This is a genomic window from Roseococcus sp. SYP-B2431 (assembly GCF_004336745.1).
Taxonomy (GTDB): domain Bacteria; phylum Pseudomonadota; class Alphaproteobacteria; order Acetobacterales; family Acetobacteraceae; genus Roseococcus.
The window spans coordinates 114,526-131,281 of the sequence record NZ_SJXD01000025.1; the positions used below are offsets into that span (position 1 = coordinate 114,526).

Below are 16,756 nucleotides of genomic sequence, written 5' to 3' on the forward strand. Positions count from 1 at the left end.
ACGGAGAGCATTAACTCTCCGGAACATTACTTCCCCGCAAAGACAGGGCGGGGCGGTGGAGCTTAGCTTCCGCCGCTCCATTCTGGGGGAAGCTTAGCAATATGGAACTCGCCTCTTTTGCCGCGAGCTGGAACTGGGTGACGCTGTCGGAAATCCTCGGCGTCAACCTCATTTTGTCCGGCGACAACGCCGTGCTGATCGCCCTGGCCGCGGCCGGGCTGCCCGCCGCGCAGCGCGGCAAGGCCATCCTCTTCGGGATGGTGCTCGCGGTCGTCCTGCGCATCATCCTAAGCCTCGGCGCCGTCTGGCTGCTGGCCATTCCGGGGATCATGCTCGTCGGCGGCCTGGTGCTGCTCTGGATCGCCTACACCTTCTTCAAGGAGCTGCGTGAGAAGGACAAGGACGAGGCGGACGGCCATGTCGACAATGCGCCCAAGACCATGATGGTGGCCCTGCGGCAGATCGTGATCGCGGACCTCTCCATGAGCCTGGACAACGTGCTGGCGGTGGCCGGCGCGGCCAAGGGCAACATGGAGATGCTCATCATCGGCCTGGTGATCTCCATCCTGCTGATGGGCATCGCCGCCTCGCTGATCGCCAAGCTGCTCGAGAAGTTTCCGGTCATCGCCTATATCGGCGTCGCGCTGATCGTCTATATCGGCGTGGAGATGATCTACCACGACGTGCAGCACTGGATGAGCGCGCACGCCGCCACGATGGAGGTGGAGCCGATGATGTCGTCCGCAACAGCGATCCGGATGAATTGATGCGGAGAGCCAGCGTTCCGCTCGCCGCCCTCGCCTTTGGGGTTCTTGCCCTCGGCGCCTGCGCGATGGACGGCTCCCCGCCGGCGGTGTCGCTGCCGCCGGCGCCGATTCCGACCGCCTCCGCGCCCGAGCTTCTGGCGCAGCGGCTGCCTGCCCAGGCGGCCAGCTTCCAGAAGGGCGCGACCGTGCCGCTGCGGCAGCCGCATCCCGGCGTCGAGGTGGCCTATGCCACGTCGGGCCGCACCGCCGCCGGCTTCGTGCAGGTGCTGCGGCCGCCCGGCGACGCCGCCGCGCTGCCGGACGGGATCCAATCCGCCGCCGTGCAGGGCGAGTACCAGCGCTCCATCGGCGAGGCGGCGCGGGGCGCCGGCCCGCACCGGCGGCTGACCGTCATCCGCGAGGTGAACCACCCGGAGGACAATCCCCTGTTCCGTTGCGCGGAGCTGGAGGGTACCTACGGCCGGCAGCCGGTGCAGAGCATGATCTGCGTGGGCGCGGCCGGGGGGCAGCTGCTGCGGGTGCGGGCTTCCATGCCGCGGCGCGACCCGCCGCTCGCCGATCCGCGCGCCTTCCTGCGCGACATCGTGGCGGCGCTGAGGGTGGTTAGTCCCTGATCCGCTCCGTGGGGGGCCTGATCCGCCCATAGACCGGCTTCAGCAGGAAGGGGCTGAGGAAAAGCGGGAACTGGAAGAGCACGAAGGTCAGGATGATGTGCGGGTCGGCCGTGGCGGGGATCACGGCCAGGTAGAGCGCCATGTTGCGGTTGCCCGCCATCAGCCCGGCCGAGAGCGCCACCCGCCGGCCGAAGCCCGCGAAGGCCAGGGCCGTCATGGCGTTCATCGCCAGGGCACCCGCGAAGGCGACGAGAATGCCGGTCAGCACCAGGGCGGGCGCGGCGAGGAGCTGCGCGAGCACGCCGTCCATCACCCCGAAGCCGTAGAGCACCACCAGCAGCACCACGGCGCCGTCCACCGCGCGGCCCCATCGGTTGAGCATCGCGGGGCCCATCCAGCGGCGCAGGACCATCGAGATGAGCAGCGGAAGGCCGACCAGCAGCGCCAGCCGCAGCATCAGCCCCGGGATCGAGATGGCGAGGTCGATGCCCAGCAGACCGAGCGCCAGGGGCGGCGCGGTGAAGGGCAGGAGCAGCGTCGAGAGCATGGCGACGACGAAGGCGATCTCGCCGTCCAGCCCGACCAGCCGCGCGAAGGCGGGCGAGGAGGTGGCCGCGCAGCCCGTCGCCACGATCACGAGGCCGGCCGCGAAGGGATGCGTGACGCCCAGCGCCCCGAGGAAGGCCCATAGGATCAGCGGGCTGAGGACCAGGAGCCAGGCCAGCAGCGCCGCCACCAGCACGGGCCGGCGCAGATAGGCGAGGACCTGCGCGGGATCGACCCGCAGCAGCACCAGCACCATCAGCAGGAAGACGACGGGCGTGATGGCCCCGCGCGCCGCGGCGGCCAGCGGGGGGACGAAAAGCCCCAGGAAGATCGCGCCCGCCAGCAGCGCGGCGCCGCGAAAGGCCGACCATTCCAGAAAGCGACGCATCAGCTCCAAGCCATGCCACCCGGCTGCGGTGGGACAGGGCTACAGGGCAAACGCGGTCGCGGCCAGACGGCGTGGACCCGATCGTCCCGAATCAAGGGTTTGCGCGACCTATCCCCGGTTATCGCGAATGGCCCACAGGCGCCGCGGTTGGTTGCGGTCCTGCGATGTTCTATAGACTGGCGGGTGTCCGCCCCATCCGCCCCCCCTTCGTCTCCCAGCGACTATCTCGCGCGCCTGAACCCTGAGCAGCGCGCGGCCGTGGAGACGCTGGACGGCCCGCTGCTGGTCCTCGCCGGCGCCGGCACGGGCAAGACCCGCGTGCTGACCACGCGCTTCGCGCATCTGCTGGTGACGGGCCGCGCGGCGCCGCACCAGGTGCTCTCCGTCACCTTCACCAACAAGGCCGCGCGCGAGATGCGCGAGCGGGTGGGCGCCATCCTGGACCGGCCCGTCGAGGGGCTGTGGCTCGGCACCTTCCATGCGCTCGCGGCGCGCATGCTGCGCCGCCATGCGGAGCTGGTGGGGCTGACCTCCTCCTTCACCATCCTCGACACGGACGACCAGACCCGGCTGCTGAAGCAGGTGATGGACGCCGAGGGCATCGACCTCAAGCGCTGGCCGCCCAATGGGCTCATGGGGATCATCCAGCGCTGGAAGGATCGCGGGCTCACGCCGGACCGCATCCCCGTCGCGGAGACTTCGGACTATGCGAACAATCGCGCGGAGAAGCTCTACGCCGCCTATCAGGCGCGGCTGATCGCGCTGAACGCCTGCGACTTCGGCGACCTGCTGCTGCACGTCACCGAGATCCTGCGGACCAACGCCGATGTGCTGGAGCGCTACCACCGGCTGTTCCGCTACATCCTGGTGGACGAGTACCAGGACACGAATCTCGTGCAGTACCTCTGGCTGCGGCTGCTGGCGCAGGGGCACAAGAACATCTGCTGCGTGGGCGACGACGACCAGTCGATCTATTCCTGGCGCGGCGCCGAGATCGAGAACATCCTGCGCTTCGAGCGCGATTTTCCGGGCGCCGTCATCGTGCGGCTGGAGAGCAACTACCGCTCCACCCAGCCCATCCTGTCCGCCGCCTCCGGCCTCATCGCGCGCAACGAGGGGCGGCTGGGCAAGACCCTGCGCTCCGGCCGCAAGGATGCCTCGGGCGAGAAGGTGCGCGTGGTCTCGCTCTGGGACAGCGAGGAGGAGGCCCGCATGGTGGGCGGGCGCATCGAGGAGGCGCGGCGCGAGGGGCAGCACCCCGGCGAGATCGCCATCCTGGTCCGCGCCGGCTTCCAGACCCGCGCCTTCGAGGAGCGGCTGATCACGCTCGCCATTCCCTATCGCGTCTATGGCGGCGCCAAGTTCTACGAGCGGCTTGAGATCCGCGACGCCATCGCCTATTTCCGCGCCCTCTCTCAGCCGGCGGACGACCTGGCCTTCGAGCGCATCGTGAACACGCCCAAGCGCGGGCTGGGCGACACGGCGATGGCGGCGCTGCACCGCCTCGCGCGCGAGCAGCAGGTTCCGCTCCGCTTCGCCGCCGAGCGGCTGATCGAGGGCGACGCCCTCCGCCCCCGCCCGCGCGCCGCGCTGCGCGAGCTGCTGGAAGGCCTCGCCCGCTGGAACGCCGGGCTGGAGAAGGAGGGCCATGTCGTCGTCGCCGCGCAGGTGCTGGAGGAGAGCGGCTATGTCGAGATGTGGAAGGCCGACCGCAGCATCGAGGCGCCGGGCCGGCTCGACAACCTCAAGGAGCTGCTGCGCGCCATGGCCGAGTTCGCCACGCTCGGCGCCTTCCTGGAGCATATCGCGCTGGTGATGGACGCGGACGACGCGGCCGAGGGCGAGAAGGTGAGCCTCATGACGCTGCACGCGGCCAAGGGGCTGGAATTCGACATGGTCTTCCTGCCTGGCTGGGAGGAGGGGCTCTTCCCCAGCCAGCGCAGCCTCGACGAGGGCGGGCAGAAGAGCCTGGAGGAGGAGCGGCGGCTCGCCTATGTCGGCATCACGCGGGCGCGGAAGATGTGCATCATCAGCCACGCGGCGAACCGGCGCATCTACGGCAACTGGACGAGCTCCATCCCGTCGCGCTTCCTGGACGAACTGCCGGAGTCCGAGATCCAGCGCGAAGGCGCGGAGCGGCAGCGGCCGGTCCTGCATTCCTCGGTCTTCTCCGCCGGCGCGCTGTCGAGCGCGCGGCGCCCGCGCGTGATCGAGGCCGGCGCCTGGGAGGTGGACCAGCGGCCGGAGCGCGAGAAGGCCTTCGCGGTGGGCGCGCGGGTCTTCCACCAGAAGTTCGGCTATGGCCGCGTCACCGGCGTGGATGACGACCGGCTGGACGTGGAATTCGAACGGGCCGGCGCCAAGCGCGTGCTCGACCGCTTTGTGGAGCCCGCATGAAGAGACACCCCGCCGCGCTGGAGACCCTGGTGCTCGACCAGCTGCCGGAGGCGGCGGTCCCCTCCTACGAGGCCGCGCTGCTGGCGGTGAGCGCGACCGTCGCGCTGTTCCGCGACGAGGCGACGGACACCTGGCGCATCGAGGCGGTGCGCGAGGCGCTGGCCGACCAGGACTGCCTCCGCGCCGCGCTCGCGCTGGCCGCCGGACTCTCGGGCCACGAGGCCGTGCTGGAGCGCGCGCCGACGGAGGCCGAGGGCTGGCTCGCACGGACTATCGAGGCCTTCCCGGAACAGGCGATCGGCCAGCGCTTCCTGATCCGGCCGACGCATGTGCCGCAGGGCGTCGTCTACGGGCGCATACCGCTGGTGCTGGATGCGGGGCTGGCCTTCGGCTCGGGCGAGCATGCCTCGACCCAGGGGTGCCTGATGGCGCTGGAGGGGCTCGCGCGCGCGCCGCGCAATGTGCTGGACGTGGGCTCGGGCAGCGGCATCCTGGCGATGGGGGCGAGCAAGATGTTTCCCAGCGCGAGGGCGCTGGCGACGGATATCGAGCCGTGGTCGGTGCGGGTCGCGGAAGAGAATGTCGTGATGAACCGGCTGCGGCGGCGGATGCGGGTGATCCTGGCGGATGGGTACCGGCATGCGGCGATCACGAAGGGCGCGCCGTTTGACCTGATCTTCGCGAATATCCTGGCGCGGCCGTTGTGTGCGATGGCGGGGGATCTGGGGGCGCATCTGGCGCCGGGCGGGCGGGCGATCCTGGCGGGGTTGCTGGGGACGCAGGCTAGGATGGTGCTGGCGGCGCATCGGCGCGCGGGGTTGGTGCTGGAGCGGCGGATTGATTTGAAGCCGTGGTGCACGCTGGTTTTGAGAAAGGCGAGTGGGATCCTTTGCCAGGGCGCGGCCCCTCTAACGAGAGGGGTATATCCATTTTAGTCGGGACAGAATCGCTCGTTGGTTGGTCCATTTTCATGCGGCATTTAGCAATTTCCATAGTCTGGCTCAAACTCTCGCTCTCGCACTTCTACTTCGACGTGGTCCGGATCGAGGCCGACAGCTTCGATCTCTTCACGGCTGTTGAGATGTAAATCGCAAGTGGGGCAGCGGAATTCTTCCGCGCCATAGTTTTTTTCAACGTGTTCCTCCCATCTTTCTTCTCCAGGAGGAGGGTCAAGCACCTCTTCTCCGAAAATGATTCCAGCAAAAAAGGCCCGGCCAGTGCATGCCGGACAGATTGCAGCCCATTCGTGATCGGACATCAGGACAAATAGTCCTGGAAAGTGGTAAGAGTGCTTTGTATTGGACTGCGCGAGGGCGCTATCCCTATCTTTTTTCGGCCGAACTAAGAAATGCTCCCTGGCTTGCTCCACCCTAAGTTTGGCGGCCTCTTTCAGTGCTACCTTAGCTTCCGCTAGCAATTGCTTCGGTGCTTTCGCCCTGTCGGCACCAAGCCATTCTTCGAGACTAGAATCTAGTGTGGAAAGTATGATTTGTGCCGCATGCCAAAATCGTCCTTCCCAGGCATCAAGTTTCATTTGGTGGAACGGGAGTTCACCCGAATGTAGCTCGGCATTGCGACGGAGAGAAATTGCGTCGCAGAAATCTTTGACGCTCTTGTCGAAATATTTCGAGAGATGGCTGAGTCGCTTGTAGAGCGTTCCAGCTCCTATGGTCTTTATGTCTGAACTGATAATTCTACCCGACGCTGCAAAAAGAGATTCGTAATGATTGGGATCCACCACGAGGCTTGAATGAATGTTTGCGAGCGCCGCTTTTCCAAGCAATTCTAGCGCCAATGATAACCAGAGTTGATACTCGTCGAGGTCACCAGCCTGTTTGGCGCGGAATGCACGTTGGACATAAACCCTCGATTTCCCGAGCAGACCTTCCTTGCTGATTGACGTCGGCGCTGCCTCGCCAGTCATCGGACCATGGCCCTCAGCAGCTTTCGACCGCGCTCGGTTGGACTATCGACGCCCCGGCCGTGCAGCACTCGCCAGTTATCAATCACCAAGATGTCTCCCCGCGTCCATTCGTGCCGATAAATCACCCTTTCGTTTCGACGAAGGCTAAACAAATCTACCTCCGTCACACGATCATCCGTGACAGCCTTCATACAACCCGGGTCAAATCGAATGAATGGCCTATTGCGTTCCATGATGGACCCATAAAATGAGCGCTGTCCGTTCCGGATTAGAAAAACGGCAGACATACAAAACTTGGCTTCACTCGCTGTGATTTGCACCGCTCGGCTGTCCAGTAAGATTGTCGGCGTCGGATTTGGGCCGGGTTCGGCACAAGCCATAACGAGGTAACGACAAGGAATAGGCCAGTGGGCCGTATCGGTGTGAAGAGGGAGAGTCTCAAGACCGAATCGGCTGCTGAGTGATCCAGGATATGCTGAAGCCACTTCTTGCGGAACGATTTGCTCCACGGGGTGACCGTCACGCCCCGGGACGATCTCACCCAGGGTCAGTGCAATCGACGCAACTTCAGTCGCCAAGGTCTCCGTCTCTGAGAGACCGGAGTGGTAAGCATGCCAGCCAGAAGCGACTAATTTCGCTTTATGCTTTTCGGTCAGCAGATTCAGTCTCCATCCCATATGAGACAAATCTAGTCATCTGCCGTCTTTCATTCAAAGACAAAGCGGCTCGGCTGGACGTCCGATTGAATTCGTGCGGCCATCTCCGCTGAGCACTCTCGATTGCCATTTTCCTAACAGTCAGCGGATCACCGATGGCCCAACACCCACCCGTCGATCACGCTTCCGCCACAGCCGGACTCCGCGCCCGCGATCTCAAAATCGCCCCCGGCATCCTCCCGCCCGGCCCCCTCAACGCCATCACCGACGTCCCCGGCGTCACGGTCGGCCATGTCACCCTCATCGAGGGCGAGTCCATCCGCACCGGCGTCACCGCCATTCGCCCGCACCCCGGAAACGCCTTCCAGGACAAGACCCCCGCCGGCTTCTCCTCCGGCAATGGCTACGGCAAATTCGCCGGCTCCACCCAGATCCTCGAACTCGGCGAGATCGAGACCCCGATCGTCCTGACCAACACCCTCTCCGTCGCCGAGGGCATCGCCGGCCTCGTGGAATGGACCCTGGCCCAGCCGGGCAATGAGCGCGTCCTCTCCGTCAATGCCGTGGTCGGCGAGACCAATGACGGCGTCGTCAACGACATCCGCGGCCGCCACGTCACCAAGCAGCATGTGCTCGACGCCCTTGCCGCCTGCGCCGGCGGCCGCGTCGCCGAGGGCTGCGTCGGCGCCGGCACGGGCACCCAGGCCTTCGGCTGGAAAGGCGGCATCGGCACCAGCTCGCGCGTGCTGCCCGCCGGGCTCGGCGGCTACACGCTCGGCGCGCTGGTGCAGACGAATTACGGCGGCGTGCTGACCGTCGCCGGCGCGCCGGTCGGCCAGGCGCTGGGGCAATACTACCTGCGCGACCAGCTGGACGACCGCGGCGGCGACGGCTCCATGATGATCGTGCTGGCGACCGACGCGCCGCTCTCCGACCGCAGCCTTGAAAGGCTGGCGCGCCGCGCCTTCCTGGGCATCGGGCGCACCGGATCGTCCATGTCGAACGGCTCGGGCGACTACGCCATCGCCTTCTCGACGGCCGAGGCGGTGCGCCGCACCCCGGCGCGGCGCGCGGGCGTCGCCACGGTCCAGGCGCTGCCCAACGGCCTGATGTCGCCGCTGTTCCACGCCGTCGTGGAGGCGGTGGAGGAGGCGGTCTACAACGCCATGCTCCAGGCCGTGACCATCACCGGGCATGAGGGCCGCCGCCTGGAAGCCATCCCGGCCTCCGAGGTGGAGCGCATCGTCCGGCACCACAGGCTGAATCGAGACTGACGCCCATGGATGAGGTCGAGCTCGTCTCCCACGACCCCGCCTGGGCCGCCCTCTACGAGGCCGAGGCGGACCGGCTGCGGGCGGCGCTGCCTGAGGGGCTCGTGCTGCGGATGGAGCATTTCGGCAGCACGGCGGTGCCCGGCCTTCTCGCCAAGCCGGTGATCGACATCCTGGTCGCGGTGTCCTCCGTCGAGGAGGCCAGGGAAACGGCCGTGGGCCCGCTGGAGGCGCTGGGCTACGCCTTCTGGGCCGAGAACCCCCGCCGCCACCGGCTCTTCTTCGTGAAGGGCCTGCCGCCGCGCGCGCCGCGCCGCACGCATCACGTCCATATGATCGAGCCCTCAGCCGAGATGTGGGACCTGCTCCTCTTCCGCGACATCCTTCGCGCGGATCCGGAAGAGGTCGCGCGCTACGCGGCCCTCAAGCGCGAGCTGGCCGTGCGGCACCGCGAGGACCGCGAGGCCTATACCGAGGCGAAGGCCGCCCATGTCGCGGCGGTGCTGGCCCAGGCGCGGGGAAGCGCGGCGGGCGTTGGCGATCCTCCGGCCGCGCCCTAAGCATCGGTCGGATCAACAAGGACCGATGCCGATGCCGCCACGCAGCCACACCGTCACCTGGGAAGAGGGGCCCTCGCCGCATGCGGGCCTGCCGGCGGTTGAGGGGATGCACGCGCAGATCGCCGATGGTGCGAAGCGCACGCCGATGTTCGCGCTGATGGGCATCCGCCTGGCGCGGGCCGAGCCGGGCCTCGCGGTGATGGAAGGCGAGGTCGGCGAGCAGCACTATAACAGCATCGGGATGGCCCATGGCGGCTACGCGGCGACGATCCTGGACGCGGCGCTGTGGAACTCGGTGCGGACCACGATGGAGCCGGGCTATGGCCATACGACGCTGGAGCTCAAGGTGAACTACGCCCGCGCCCTGACGGTGAAGAGCGGCCTGGTGACCTGCGAGGGCAAGGTGGTGCATCGCGGCGGCCGCATCGCGATCTCCGAGGCGCGGCTGACGGGCGATGGCGGGAAGACGCTCTATGCCTATGCGTCTTCCACGCTGATGATCGTGAAGCTGTAGCGCGAGCCCGCGAATCAGGCCCGAAGTCCCTTGCATCGGCGCAACGGCGCGGGCATGTAGGCCCTGCCTGTGCATCCCGCGCGGGAGAGAACCCGGTCCTCGGATCGGGTCGCCGAAGGCGCAACCGGCCCCCGGAAACGCTCAGGCAAAAGGGCCGCGTGGGATTGGGCGCTCTGGAAAGATCGGACCCCGCAAGGGGCCCGGCGCCGACGGAGTAAGGAGGCCGCGCTTGCGTCCCGTCCCGAACGGGCCGCGCAGCAAATCCTCTGAATCTCTCAGGTTCCATGGACAGAGGGGGGTCACAAACTCAACCGCCGCGCGATGCGGCAGGGGGATGCGTGACCGACTCCGAAGTTCTGCTCGAAACACCTCTGGCATCCCTGCACAAGGAGCTGGGCGGCCGCATGGTCCCCTTCGCGGGCTATTCCATGCCCGTGCAGTACCCCGCCGGCATCATGGCCGAGCACCTGCATTGCCGCGCCCAGGCCGGCCTCTTCGACGTGAGCCACATGGGCCAGGCCGAGCTGATCGGTGAAGGCGCTGCGGCGGCCCTCGAAAAGCTCACCCCCGCCGATGTCCAGGCGCTCAAGCCCGGCCGCCAGCGCTACGGCCTGCTGCTGAACGAGGCCGGCGGCATCGTGGACGACTTCATGGTCGCCAATCTCGGCGACCGGCTGTTCCTGGTGGTCAATGCCAGCCGCAAGCATATCGATCTTCCATTGATCGAGAGCGTGCTGCCCTCCGGCGTCACGCTGAAGCCGCTGCCCGACCGCGCGCTGATCGCCATCCAGGGCCCCGCCGTCGCCGCCCTGATCCCGACCAACCTGACCTTCATGGGGATCGGCGAGATCGAGATCGCCGGCATCAAGGTCCTCGCCAGCCGCAGCGGCTATACGGGCGAGGACGGCCTCGAAATCTCCGTGCCGGCTGACAAGGCCGAGGCGCTGGCGCGCGCGCTGCTCGCCATGCCGGGCGTCATGCCCACCGGCCTCGGTGCGCGCGACAGCCTGCGCCTCGAAGCCGGCCTCTGCCTCTATGGCAATGACCTGGACGAGACGACGAGCCCGGTCGAGGCCGCGCTCACCTGGTCCATGGGCAAGCGCCGCCGCACGGAGTGGAATTTCGTCGGCGCCGATGTGGTGCGCGACCATCTCGACAATGGCGTGAAGCGCCTGCGCGTCGGCATCCGGCCCGAGGGGCGCCAGCCCGCCCGCGGCCATACCGTCATCCAGAAGGACGGCGCCGCGATCGGCGAGATCACCTCGGGCGGCTTCGGCCCCTCGGTCGGCGCGCCCGTGGCCATGGGCTACGTGGCGCGCGACGCCGCCGCCGATGATGCCGCGATCGACCTCATGGTCCGGGGCAAGGCTCTGCCGGCCAAGGTCTCGCCCATGCCTTTCCACCCCCATCGTTACGCCCGCTGAGGAAACCGCCATGTCCGAGATGAAATTCTCCAAGGACCACGAATGGATCCGGATGGAGGGCGGCGTCGCCACCATCGGCATCACCGACCATGCGCAGAACGCGCTGGGCGACGTGGTCTTCGTCGACCTGCCCGAGACCGGCCGCGTCGTGACCTCGGGTGAGGCCGTGGCCGTGGTGGAGAGCGTGAAGGCCGCCTCCGACGTCTATGCGCCGATCAACGGCAAGATCGTCGAGGTGAATGCCGCCCTGGTGGACGACCCCGCGAAGATCAATGTCGAGCCGACCGGTGAGGGCTGGTTCTTCAAGATCGAGCTCGACGGCGAGCTGCCGGACGACCTGATGGACGCCGATGGTTACGCCGCCTACGTGGACACCCTCGGGTGAGCCCGTCTGATCGCACGAGCGCCAGCGAGGGCGTGAATCAGCCGGCCAAGGGTGCTCTCCAGGAACTCGCCGTCCTCGAGGATCAGGGCGAGTTCATCCGCCGCCATATCGGCCCGACCGAGGCCGAGGTGGCCTCCATGCTCAAGACCATCGGCTGCGCCGACCTGGAGCAGATGACGGCGCGGACGATACCCGCCGACATCCGCGGCATGACGCTGGAGGGCCTGCCGAGCCCCGTCAACGAGGCCGGCGCGCTGGCCGAGCTGCGCGCCTTGGCGGAGCGCAACATCCGCAAGCGCAGCCTGCTGGGCATGGGTTACAACGGCACGCACACGCCGCCCGTGATCCTGCGCAACATCCTGGAGAATCCGGGCTGGTACACGGCCTATACGCCCTACCAGGCCGAGATCGCGCAGGGCCGCCTCGAAGCCCTCGTGAACTTCCAGACCATGGTGGGCGAGCTCACCGGCCTGCCCATGGCCGGCGCCTCGCTGCTCGACGAGGGCACGGCGGCCGCCGAGGCCGTGACGCTCGCGCATTCCTCCCAGCGCAACAAGGGCGACACCCTCGTCGTCGCGACGGATTGCCACCCGCAGACCATCGCCGTGGTGCAGGTGCGCGCCGAGCCCGTGGGCATTAAGGTCGTCCTGGCCGCGCCGGCTGATCTTGCCGCGACCATTGCCGCCGAGAAGCCTTTCGCGGTGCTGACGCAGTATCCCGGCACGACGGGCGAGGTGCGCGACATCGCGCCCGAGATCGCCGCGGCCCAGGCGGCCGGCGCGATCGCGATCGTCGCCGCCGACCTGCTGGCCCTGACCCTGCTCAAGCCGCCCGGCGAGATGGGGGCGGACATCGTCGTCGGTTCCTCGCAGCGCTTCGGCGTGCCGCTGGGCTATGGCGGCCCGCATGCCGGCTACATGGCGGTGAAGGACGCCCTCAAGCGCCTGATGCCGGGCCGCCTGGTCGGCGTCTCCGTCGACACGGCCGGCACCCCGGCGATGCGCCTCGCGTTGCAGACGCGCGAGCAGCATATCCGCCGCGAGAAGGCGACCTCGAACATCTGCACCGCCCAGGTGCTGCTGGCCGTGATGGCGAGCATGTACGCCGTCTGGCACGGGCCGGAGGGGCTGAGGAAGATCGCGCGCCGCGTGGCTCTCCAGGCGCGCCTCGTTGCCGGGGCGGCCGCGAAGGGTGGCTTCAAGCTGCGTCATGCGGCTTTCTTCGACACCGTCTGCATCGAGACGGGCGGCAAGACCGACGCGATCATGAAGGCGGCGCTGGACGCCGGCTTCAACCTGCGCCGCGTGGACGGCAGTGCCGTCGCGATCGCGCTGGACGAGACCGTCAACCGCGCCGATCTCGCCGCGCTGGTCGCGCTCTTCCATGGCGGCGATCTCGCCACGCTGGCCCCGGCTGGCGGCGAGCCCGCCGCGCTGGTCCGCACCACGCCTTTTCTTGAGGCGGAGGTGTTCCAGTCGCATCACGCCGAGCACGCCATGCTGCGCTACATGAAGCGGCTGGAGGACAAGGACGTCGCGCTCAACCGCTCGATGATCCCGCTCGGCTCCTGCACGATGAAGCTGAACGCGACGGCGGAGATGATCCCGGTCACCTTCCCCGGCTTCGCGGACATCCACCCCTTCGCGCCGACCGACCAGGCGCAGGGCTATATCGCGATGATCCGCCAGTTGGAGGCCTGGCTCTGTGGCGTCACCGGCTTCGCGGCCGTCTCGCTGCAGCCCAATGCCGGCAGCCAGGGCGAGTATGCCGGGCTGCTGGCCATTCGCGCCTATCACCACGCGCGCGGCGACCATCACCGCAACATCTGCCTCATTCCCTCCAGCGCGCACGGAACGAATCCCGCGAGCGCGGCGATGGTGGGCATGAAGGTCGTCGTCGTCGCCAGCGACCGCGACGGCAGCGTGGACCTCGCCGACCTGCGGGCGAAGGCGGAGCAGCACGGCAAGAACCTCGCCGCGCTGATGATCACCTATCCCTCCACCCACGGCGTCTTCGAGGAGAAGATCCGCGAGATCTGCGCGCTCATCCACGCGCAGGGCGGGCAGGTCTATATGGACGGCGCGAATATGAACGCGCAGGTGGGGCTGACCTCGCCGGCCTCGATCGGCGCGGACGTCTGCCACCTCAACCTGCACAAGACCTTCTGCATCCCGCATGGCGGCGGCGGCCCCGGCGTGGGGCCGATCGGCGTGGCGGCGCATCTCGCGCCGCATCTGCCGAACCATCCGCTGGTGGCCGAGGCCGGGCCGGCGACGGGCTTCGGCCCGGTCTCGTCCGCGCCCTTCGGCTCGGCGGCGATCCTGCCCATCAGCTATGCCTATATCCGCATGATGGGCGGCGAGGGCCTCACCCGCGCCACGCAGATCGCCATTCTCAACGCCAACTACATGGCGGTGCGGCTGCGCGACCACTTCCCGATCCTCTACCGGGGCGGGCAGGGCATGGTGGCGCATGAGTGCATCCTGGACTGCCGTGGCTTCCAGCAGGGCGGCGGCGTGATGGTCGAGGACATCGCCAAGCGCCTGCAGGATTACGGCTTCCACGCGCCCACGATGAGCTGGCCGGTGACCGGCACGCTGATGGTGGAGCCGACGGAGAGCGAGACCAAGGCCGAGCTCGACCGCTTCTGCGACGCCATGATCGCCATCCGCGGCGAGATCCGCGCGGTGGAGCAGGGCCGGATGGACCGGGCGGACAATCCGCTGAAGAACGCGCCGCACACCGCCGCCGAGGTGATGGCGACGGAGTGGACGCATCCCTACACCCGCGAGGAGGCGGCCTTCCCGCTGCCTTACGTGAAGGCCCACAAGTACTGGCCGCCGGTGAAGCGCGTCGACAATGTCTATGGCGACCGCAACCTGATCTGCACCTGTGCGCCGCTCGAGGCCTATGCGGAGGAAATGCAGCTTCAGGCTGCCGAGTAGACACCATCGGAATGGGAGGGTCGGACCCTCCCATTCCACGAGATTTGACGGCCGTCGCGCCTTCGCCTTGTTCATCCGGGCTTTCGCGCGATAGGCTTCCCGCGCCGAGGACGGACCGCTGCCATCAGAGCATGGGTCCAAGGCGAAGGGGAAACGAAGCATGGCGATCAGCCGCCGGAACTGGCTTGGGGCCACAGCGGCCCTCGCACCCTTGTTAGGCGCGCCGTTCGGCCGCGCGAGAGCCCAGGGCAGTGCCATCCGCCTCGGCGTGATGAGCGACATGGCGGGGCCCTTCCAGGACCTCAGCGGCCCCGGCTCCATCGCGGCCGTGCGCATGGCGGTGCAGGAAATCGCGGGTGGCGACCTGCGCGTCGAGGTCGTCACCGCGGACCATCAGAACCGCCCCGACATCGCGACCAACATCGCGCGGCAATGGTTCGACCGTGACGGCGTGGATGTCATCATCGACGTGCCGGGGAGCGCGGCCGGCCTCGCGGTGTCGTCCATCGCGCAGGAGAAGAACAAGGTCTTCCTCGCCTCCAGCGCCGGCACGGCCGAGCTGACGGGCGCGCGCTGCTCGCCCAACACCGTGCAATGGACCTACGACACCTACATGCTGGCCAATGCCACCGGGGCGGCCACCGTGCGCACGGGCGGCGACAGCTGGTTCTTCCTCGTGGCCGACTACGCCTTCGGCCATTCGCTGGAGGCCGAGACCTCGCGCTTCGTGCAATCGGCCGGCGGGCGCGTACTGGGTTCGGCCCGCTTTCCCTTCCCCGGCACGACGGACTTCTCGTCCTTCCTGCTGCGCGCCCAGGCCAGCCGGGCAAAGGTGGTGGGGCTGGCCGCCGGCGGCAGCGACCTCATCAACATGGTGAAGCAGGCGGCCGAATTCGGCCTCGCGCGGCGCGGCACGCGCATGTGCTCGCTGATGATGTTCATCACCGAGGTGCATGCGCTGGGGCTGCCTTCCGCCCAGGGGCTGATCTGCGCCGAGACCTTCTACTGGGACCTCAACGACCGCACGCGCGCCTTTACCGAGCGCTTCCGCGCGGCCTCGCGCCTCGGCGCGCCCACGATGATCCATGCGGGCTGCTATTCGGGCGTGGTGCACTACCTCAAGGCGGCGCGCGACATGGGGGTGGCGGCCATCCGCGCCTCGGGGGCCGAGGCTGTCGCGCGGATGAAGGCCATGCCGACGGATGACGACTGCTTCGGCGCCGGCACCCTGCGCGCGGATGGCCGCAAGCTGCACCCGGCCTATCTCTTCGAGGTCAAGGCGCCCGGCGAATCCCGTGGCGCCTGGGACTACTACAAGGTGCTTCAGACATTATCGGGCGAGCAGGCCTTTCGCCCGCTGGCCGAGGGCGGATGCCGCCTGATCCGAAGCTGATGCCGCTGCGTGCGGCCCCATAAATCCACCCAGGAGGTCACGATGAGCAGTCAAACCATGGAAGCGCCGACCGAGGCCCAGGCGGAAGCCGTCAGCTTCGTCGCGGCGACGGCCGAGAACAGCCGGTTCGTTCCCGGCCGCCGGCCCTTCTTCAAATATCGCGACCTCGGCGTCGCGGCGGCGACGGGCGGGCGGTTGCGTGCGCAGGTGATGTCGGCGATTTCGGGCATGACGGAGCCCACGGGCTGGCATGTCCATGTCTGCGATGCCCAGTTCATCTACGTGCTGCGCGGCTGGGTCGAGCTCGGCTTCGAGAACGGCGTGCGCGAGCGCTATGTGACAGGCGACGCGGTGCTCATCCCGGGCGGAATGAAGCACAACGAATACGCCACCTCCGACGATGTCGAGATCCTCGAATTGTCGATACCTGGCCCCATGGACACGCGGCCTTGCGATGCCCCACCGGGGGCGGCCGCCTGAGGCGAAGTGGACCGCGGGACAGTGCCGCGGTCCACAGCCTGATCAGGCCGCCGGCCGCACGAAGGCCTGCCGCGCGAAGAGCCGCCAGTTCGTCCCCTGCTTCTTCCACACCTGCAGGATGCCGATCCGCACCGGCGTCACGCGGCCGCCGCCGGTCGTGTTGCCGGTGAAGTTGTGGCGCACGATCGCGTCGTCGCCCACCACGGCGATGGTCTGCTCGCTGATGTTGATCTCGCCGAAGGGGTTGCCGCGCCCGACCAGGTTGCCGACGAACTCCGCCTTGTTCTCGATGCGCCCGGCGGAGTGGCCGTAGCTCAGCGCGTCATGGGCCAGCGCCTCCAGCGCGGCACGGTCCGGGTTGAGCATGGCGCGGGTCAGCGCCTCGACGGCCTGGGCGACGGCGCGGTCGTCAGCTGTCTGTGCGGCGGCGGGGAAAGCGGCGGTCACGGCCGCGGCCGCGCCGAGCGCGGCCATATGGCGACGGTTCATCTT

Annotated in this window: 16 protein-coding genes and 1 riboswitch; of the genes, 12 read left to right on the plus strand and 4 right to left on the minus strand. The window is 68.0% G+C overall.

The window, feature by feature from the left end:
* Positions 1 to 101: 101 nt before the first annotated feature.
* Together EJV46_RS11850 and EJV46_RS11855 are read left to right on the plus strand one after the other, a co-directional pair.
* Complete coding sequence (locus EJV46_RS11850; protein ID WP_131548865.1) at positions 102 to 767, plus strand: YjbE family putative metal transport protein; 666 nt, start codon at positions 102 to 104, stop codon at positions 765 to 767.
* Positions 767 to 1,381, plus strand: a complete 615-nt coding sequence (locus tag EJV46_RS11855) for a hypothetical protein (protein ID WP_131548866.1) — start codon at positions 767 to 769, stop codon at positions 1,379 to 1,381. Before EJV46_RS11850 ends, EJV46_RS11855 begins: the two co-directional genes overlap by 1 nt.
* On the opposite strand, the gene EJV46_RS11860 is transcribed toward EJV46_RS11855, so the two are convergent.
* Entirely contained in the window at positions 1,371 to 2,315 is a 945-nt protein-coding gene (locus tag EJV46_RS11860; RefSeq protein ID WP_131548867.1) for a hypothetical protein, read from the minus strand. The genes EJV46_RS11855 and EJV46_RS11860 overlap by 11 nt on opposite strands.
* 183 nt (positions 2,316 to 2,498) lie before the next feature.
* Here EJV46_RS11860 and EJV46_RS11865 point away from each other — a divergent pair, with 183 nt between their 5' ends.
* Both EJV46_RS11865 and EJV46_RS11870 read left to right on the plus strand, forming a co-directional pair.
* Positions 2,499 to 4,712, plus strand: a complete 2,214-nt coding sequence (locus EJV46_RS11865) for an ATP-dependent helicase (protein WP_240782523.1) — start codon at positions 2,499 to 2,501, stop codon at positions 4,710 to 4,712.
* Positions 4,709 to 5,647: a 50S ribosomal protein L11 methyltransferase gene (locus EJV46_RS11870; RefSeq protein WP_131548869.1), complete on the plus strand. Its 939-nt coding sequence runs from the start codon at positions 4,709 to 4,711 to the stop codon at positions 5,645 to 5,647. Before EJV46_RS11865 ends, EJV46_RS11870 begins: the two co-directional genes overlap by 4 nt.
* 44 nt (positions 5,648 to 5,691) lie before the next feature.
* On the opposite strand, the gene EJV46_RS11875 is transcribed toward EJV46_RS11870, so the two are convergent.
* Together EJV46_RS11875 and EJV46_RS23535 are read right to left on the minus strand one after the other, a co-directional pair.
* Positions 5,692 to 6,636, minus strand: coding sequence for a hypothetical protein (locus EJV46_RS11875; protein WP_131548870.1), 945 nt, complete (start codon positions 6,634 to 6,636; stop codon positions 5,692 to 5,694).
* Positions 6,633 to 7,313 carry a TauD/TfdA family dioxygenase gene (locus EJV46_RS23535; RefSeq protein WP_131548871.1) on the minus strand — a complete coding sequence of 227 codons (681 nt, stop codon included), beginning with the start codon at positions 7,311 to 7,313 and terminating at the stop codon, positions 6,633 to 6,635. Before EJV46_RS23535 ends, EJV46_RS11875 begins: the two co-directional genes overlap by 4 nt.
* A gap of 134 nt (positions 7,314 to 7,447) precedes the next feature.
* On the opposite strand from EJV46_RS23535, the gene EJV46_RS11885 reads away from it, so the two are divergent.
* The 8 genes from EJV46_RS11885 to EJV46_RS11920 all read left to right on the plus strand — a co-directional run bounded on the left by EJV46_RS11885 (position 7,448) and on the right by EJV46_RS11920 (position 16,264).
* On the plus strand, positions 7,448 to 8,566 hold the full coding sequence (locus EJV46_RS11885) for a P1 family peptidase (RefSeq protein WP_131548872.1): 1,119 nt from the start codon (positions 7,448 to 7,450) through the stop codon (positions 8,564 to 8,566).
* Between the two features lie 5 nt (positions 8,567 to 8,571).
* A complete protein-coding gene (locus EJV46_RS11890; protein ID WP_131548873.1) occupies positions 8,572 to 9,123 on the plus strand; it encodes a GrpB family protein in 552 nt (183 codons plus the stop codon).
* 31 nt (positions 9,124 to 9,154) lie between these two features.
* Positions 9,155 to 9,637 carry a PaaI family thioesterase gene (locus EJV46_RS11895; protein WP_165585493.1) on the plus strand — a complete coding sequence of 161 codons (483 nt, stop codon included), beginning with the start codon at positions 9,155 to 9,157 and terminating at the stop codon, positions 9,635 to 9,637.
* Positions 9,638 to 9,708: 71 nt separating this feature from the next.
* Positions 9,709 to 9,804, plus strand: a riboswitch (glycine riboswitch).
* A gap of 171 nt (positions 9,805 to 9,975) precedes the next feature.
* A complete protein-coding gene (gcvT, locus tag EJV46_RS11900) occupies positions 9,976 to 11,061 on the plus strand; it encodes a glycine cleavage system aminomethyltransferase GcvT (protein ID WP_240782524.1) in 1,086 nt (361 codons plus the stop codon).
* 10 nt (positions 11,062 to 11,071) lie between these two features.
* Positions 11,072 to 11,446 (plus strand): glycine cleavage system protein GcvH, encoded by a 375-nt coding sequence (gcvH, locus tag EJV46_RS11905; RefSeq protein WP_131548876.1) that lies wholly within the window; start codon positions 11,072 to 11,074, stop codon positions 11,444 to 11,446.
* Positions 11,443 to 14,391, plus strand: coding sequence for an aminomethyl-transferring glycine dehydrogenase (gene gcvP, locus EJV46_RS11910; RefSeq protein ID WP_370323080.1), 2,949 nt, complete (start codon positions 11,443 to 11,445; stop codon positions 14,389 to 14,391). Before gcvH ends, gcvP begins: the two co-directional genes overlap by 4 nt.
* Positions 14,392 to 14,551: 160 nt before the next feature.
* The gene (locus tag EJV46_RS11915) at positions 14,552 to 15,784 is read left to right on the plus strand and encodes an ABC transporter substrate-binding protein (protein ID WP_131548877.1); all 1,233 of its coding nucleotides are present in this window, start codon (positions 14,552 to 14,554) and stop codon (positions 15,782 to 15,784) included.
* A 42-nt stretch (positions 15,785 to 15,826) separates the two neighbouring features.
* Positions 15,827 to 16,264: a cupin domain-containing protein gene (locus EJV46_RS11920; protein ID WP_131548878.1), complete on the plus strand. Its 438-nt coding sequence runs from the start codon at positions 15,827 to 15,829 to the stop codon at positions 16,262 to 16,264.
* Between the two features lie 42 nt (positions 16,265 to 16,306).
* On the opposite strand, the gene EJV46_RS11925 is transcribed toward EJV46_RS11920, so the two are convergent.
* A complete protein-coding gene (locus EJV46_RS11925; RefSeq protein WP_206020785.1) occupies positions 16,307 to 16,753 on the minus strand; it encodes a nuclear transport factor 2 family protein in 447 nt (148 codons plus the stop codon).
* Between the last annotated feature and the right edge of the window lie 3 nt (positions 16,754 to 16,756).

Coding starts and splice junctions, on each gene's coding strand:
- EJV46_RS11850 (WP_131548865.1), top strand. CDS start 102: ATGGAACTCGCCTCTTTTGCCGCGAGCTGGAACTGGGTGACGCTGTCG.
- EJV46_RS11855 (WP_131548866.1), top strand. CDS start 767: ATGCGGAGAGCCAGCGTTCCGCTCGCCGCCCTCGCCTTTGGGGTTCTT.
- EJV46_RS11860 (WP_131548867.1), bottom strand. CDS start 2,315: ATGCGTCGCTTTCTGGAATGGTCGGCCTTTCGCGGCGCCGCGCTGCTG.
- EJV46_RS11870 (WP_131548869.1), top strand. CDS start 4,709: ATGAAGAGACACCCCGCCGCGCTGGAGACCCTGGTGCTCGACCAGCTG.
- EJV46_RS11875 (WP_131548870.1), bottom strand. CDS start 6,636: ATGACTGGCGAGGCAGCGCCGACGTCAATCAGCAAGGAAGGTCTGCTC.
- EJV46_RS23535 (WP_131548871.1), bottom strand. CDS start 7,313: ATGGGATGGAGACTGAATCTGCTGACCGAAAAGCATAAAGCGAAATTA.
- EJV46_RS11885 (WP_131548872.1), top strand. CDS start 7,448: ATGGCCCAACACCCACCCGTCGATCACGCTTCCGCCACAGCCGGACTC.
- EJV46_RS11890 (WP_131548873.1), top strand. CDS start 8,572: ATGGATGAGGTCGAGCTCGTCTCCCACGACCCCGCCTGGGCCGCCCTC.
- EJV46_RS11895 (WP_165585493.1), top strand. CDS start 9,155: ATGCCGCCACGCAGCCACACCGTCACCTGGGAAGAGGGGCCCTCGCCG.
- gcvH (WP_131548876.1), top strand. CDS start 11,072: ATGTCCGAGATGAAATTCTCCAAGGACCACGAATGGATCCGGATGGAG.
- EJV46_RS11915 (WP_131548877.1), top strand. CDS start 14,552: ATGGCGATCAGCCGCCGGAACTGGCTTGGGGCCACAGCGGCCCTCGCA.
- EJV46_RS11920 (WP_131548878.1), top strand. CDS start 15,827: ATGAGCAGTCAAACCATGGAAGCGCCGACCGAGGCCCAGGCGGAAGCC.
- EJV46_RS11925 (WP_206020785.1), bottom strand. CDS start 16,753: ATGAACCGTCGCCATATGGCCGCGCTCGGCGCGGCCGCGGCCGTGACC.